This is a genomic window from Pseudonocardia tropica (assembly GCF_040105315.1).
Classification (GTDB): Bacteria; Actinomycetota; Actinomycetes; order Mycobacteriales; family Pseudonocardiaceae; genus Pseudonocardia; species Pseudonocardia alni.
Genome location: NZ_JBEDNP010000055.1, coordinates 1 through 3,410 on the forward strand (window position 1 = coordinate 1; position 3,410 = coordinate 3,410).

Sequence of the window (3,410 nt, forward strand, 5' to 3'; positions counted from 1 at the left end):
TCGGTGCCCATGGCGCCCATCGCGATGCCCAGGTCGGCGGTGGCCAGGGCGGGGGCGTCGTTGACCCCGTCGCCGACCATCGCGACCGGGCCGTGTGCGCGGAGCTGGTCGACGAGGCGGGATTTGTCCTCGGGGCGCAGGTCGGCGTGCACATCGCCCGGGTCGATACCAGCTTCGGTGGCCAGGGCGGCGGCGGTGGCGCGGTTGTCCCCGGTGAGCATCACGACCCGGTAGCCGGCATCGCGCAGGGACGCGGTGACCTGCCCGGCTTCGGGGCGCAGCTCGTCACGGACCGCGATGGCGCCGATCACGGTGCCGGCGTCTTCGACCAGGACGGCGGTGGCGCCGGCGTGCTGGAGCCGTGTCACGTCCTCGGTCAGCGGGCCGGGGTCGATCCAGCCTGGGCGGCCCAGGCGCACGCGGCGACCATGCAGCGTGCCGGTGAGTCCGGCGCTGGTGACCGCTTCGACCTGTTCGGCTCGTTGCGGGGTGGGGGCGGCGGCCAGGATGGCTCGGGCCAGGGGGTGTTCGCTGCGTTCTTCGAGCGCGGCGGCCACCGCGAGCACCTGCTCGCGGGTGTGTCCGGCTGCGGGGGCGGTCTCGATGACGGCCGGGTGGTTGCGGGTCAGGGTGCCGGTCTTGTCCAGCGCGACGGTGCTGACTCGTCCCATGGCTTCCAGGGCCGCTCCGCCCTTGACCAGGGTGCCGTGTTTGGAGGCGGCGCCGATCGCGGCGACCACGGTGACCGGCACGGCGATGGCCAGCGCGCACGGGGAGGCAGCGACCAGGACGACCAGGGCGCGTTCGATCCAGGTCAACGGGTCACCGAGCAGGGATCCCAGGGCGGCGATGAGTGCGGCGGCGATCATCACCCCGGGTACGAGGGGTCGGGCGATGCGGTCGGCCAGGCGTTGGCCGGTGCCCTTGCGGGACTGTTCGGCCTCCACGATGGACACGATGCGGGCCAGGGAGTTGTCCGCGGCGGTGGTGGTGACCTCGACCTCGAGCGCGCCGGTGCCGTTGATGGATCCGGCGAACACCTCGTCGCCGGGGCCGGCCTCGACGGGGACGGACTCGCCGGTGATGGCGGAGGTGTCGAGGCTGGTGTGCCCGGCGCCGATCCGGCCGTCGGTGGCCAGGCGTTCCCCGGGGCGCACCACCAGGGTGTCGCCCACGACCAGCTTCGCCGGGTCGATGCTGTGCTCGGTCCCGTCGCGCAGCACCCTGGCCTGGGCGGGGACCAGGTCGAGCAGGGCGCGCAGGCCGCGTCGGGTGCGGGCTACGGAGTACTCCTCGAGTCCTTCGGCGATGGTGTAGAGCACGGCCAGCATCGCGGCTTCGCCGACCTCGCCCAGGAGCACGGCGCCGATGGCGGCGATGGTCATCAGGGTGCCCACGCCGATTCTGCCCTTGGCCAGGCGGCGCAGGGTGCCGGGGACGAACGTCCAGCCAGCGACCGCTAACGCGGCCGCCTTCAACGCCAGACCGATGAGGTCGGGAGCGCCGACCCACACGGATCCGTAGCCGAGTCCGAGCAGTACTACGGCCACGGCGGCGAAACGGATCTCGCCGACCTGCCACAGGGTTTCCGGCTCGTGCTCGTCGGTGGTGCGGGGCTCGTCGCCGCATCCGCAGGCGTCGCTCACCGCGCACCTCCTACGTCCTGGCGGGCGGTTCCGTAGTTGGGGCACAGCGCGACCGCGTGGCCGGTCGCGGCCAGCACAACCTCGGCCGAGGCCAGCAGGTCCATCAGCTCGGTGCGGGTCAGGGAGTAGAACACCTGCCGCCCTTCGGAGCGCCCGTCGACCAGGCCGCAGTCGCGCAGGCAGGCCACGTGCTTGGAGACCGTGGACTGGGCCAGGCCTAGTTGGGTCACCAGGTCGGCCACCCGCGCCTCGCCGCCGGCCAGGCGCCGCACGATGGCCAGTCGGGTGCTGTCGGACAGGCTGTGGAACAGGGCCTCGGCGGCGCCGAGGCCGGCAGTTGTGGACGGGCACCCATCCCTGGTATCTATCGCCATACAGCAATTATATCGCATATCGGCGATGAATAAGGGTGGCCATGCTCATGAACGCGATCGAGTCGGCAGTGATCGACTCGGTGCCCCGACGCCTGCTCCAGCGCTACGAAGCGCACGTGCTCATCGAGCTCGGGGGCCGCACCCCGGGTGCCCGCACCGCCGAGCTGGGCTGCGGTCCGGGTTATGGCACCCAGCTCATCCTCGACGTCTTCGGTGCGGCCAGCGTGGACGCCGTCGACCTGGACCCCACGATGCTGGCCAAGGCCCGCCGACGGCTGCGGCGCCACGGTGCTGCCGCCCAGCTGAGCGGCGGTTCCGCCACCGACCTTGCTGCCGCGTTCGCCCGGATCGGGGGCGGCCAGGACGCCGCCTATCAGGCGGTGTTCGACTTCGCGATCATCCACCACATCCCGAACTGGCGCGACGCCCTGGCCGAGGTCGCCCGGGTACTCGAACCGGGCGGCCGGTTCTTCTTCGACGAGGTCACCGCCACCGCCCTGGCCCGACCCACCTACCAGATCCTGTTCGACCACCCCACCCACGACCGGTTCACCGCAGGAGAGTTCCTCGCCGAGCTTCCCCGCCACGGCCTGCACGTCGGCGACCGATGGCGCACCCGCATCGGCGGCGACTACCTCTTCGGCGTCGCCGTGCGCACCCAGGGCCGCACGTGAGGCCCCACGATCGGATCCACGCCGCCACCCCGGCGGCCCGCACACTCCACTGATCTCCGCCGGGAGGCCCACATGCTGTTCCAACACCTGCGAGCGATCCTGCTGGGGCCGGTGACCGTCACGATCATCATTCCGGTCCTGATCGTCACGACCGTCGGCACCGCCGCGGTCGATCTCGGGCCGGCACCAGGAAGCCTGACACTGGTGGCCGGCTCGTTGCTGGTCGTCGCCGGCGTAGCGATGCTGGCCTGGACGATCAGCCTGTTCGCCCGGTCCGGCGCGGGACATTGTCGCCCCAGGATCCGCCGCGCACGCTGGTGATCCGCGGGCCCTACCGTCACGTGCGCCACCCGATGTTCAGCGGGGTCCTGGGCATCGTGCTCGGCGAGGCGATCGCAGCGCGCTCCCTGACCCTGCTGGCATGGTTCGCCCTGTTCGCCCTGTTCGTCGCCGTCATGGTGTCCCGGGTTGAGGAACCCCGACTCGCCCGCCGTTTCGGTAACGACTACGCGCGCTATCGGGACAACGTCCCGCGCTGGTTGCCTCGCCTGCTCTCCTGGCACGCGTCACGGCCCTCAGGAACCGACTGAGTGATCTGGGGCCTGGCGTTCCGTAGCCGGGGGTTGGCCACGGCCCTATGCCGGTAGCGCCAGGGGGTGCCCCTGTCGAGAATTGGTCATTTCCCGACACACACCCCCAACCGCGCACGCACGAGG

The 3,410-nt window shown here is 71.6% G+C and carries 5 protein-coding genes; 3 read left to right on the forward strand and 2 right to left on the reverse strand.

Annotated features, from left to right (window positions below; all coding sequences use genetic code 11):
• Together WHI96_RS27285 and WHI96_RS27290 are read right to left on the reverse strand one after the other, a co-directional pair.
• On the reverse strand, positions 1–1,646 hold a 1,646-nt coding region (locus WHI96_RS27285; RefSeq protein WP_349302497.1), incomplete at its 3' end, for a heavy metal translocating P-type ATPase.
• Positions 1,643–2,020, reverse strand: coding sequence for an ArsR/SmtB family transcription factor (locus WHI96_RS27290; RefSeq protein ID WP_224400962.1), 378 nt, complete (start codon positions 2,018–2,020; stop codon positions 1,643–1,645). The genes WHI96_RS27290 and WHI96_RS27285, both read right to left, overlap by 4 nt.
• Positions 2,021–2,067: 47 nt before the next feature.
• Between WHI96_RS27290 and WHI96_RS27295 the strand changes: the two genes are divergently transcribed.
• The 3 genes from WHI96_RS27295 to WHI96_RS27305 all read left to right on the forward strand — a co-directional run bounded on the left by WHI96_RS27295 (position 2,068) and on the right by WHI96_RS27305 (position 3,284).
• Complete coding sequence (locus WHI96_RS27295) at positions 2,068–2,694, forward strand: class I SAM-dependent methyltransferase (protein WP_224400961.1); 627 nt, start codon at positions 2,068–2,070, stop codon at positions 2,692–2,694.
• Between the two features lie 111 nt (positions 2,695–2,805).
• Positions 2,806–3,015, forward strand: coding sequence for a hypothetical protein (locus tag WHI96_RS27300; protein ID WP_345650386.1), 210 nt, complete (start codon positions 2,806–2,808; stop codon positions 3,013–3,015).
• Positions 3,016–3,035: 20 nt separating this feature from the next.
• Entirely contained in the window at positions 3,036–3,284 is a 249-nt protein-coding gene (locus tag WHI96_RS27305; RefSeq protein ID WP_345650389.1) for a methyltransferase family protein, read from the forward strand.
• Positions 3,285–3,410: the final 126 nt, after the last annotated feature.

Bases quoted from the DNA above. Each gene is read 5' to 3' on its own strand.
- WHI96_RS27290 (WP_224400962.1), bottom strand. From the start codon at position 2,020: ATGGCGATAGATACCAGGGATGGGTGCCCGTCCACAACTGCCGGCCTC.
- WHI96_RS27295 (WP_224400961.1), top strand. From the start codon at position 2,068: ATGAACGCGATCGAGTCGGCAGTGATCGACTCGGTGCCCCGACGCCTG.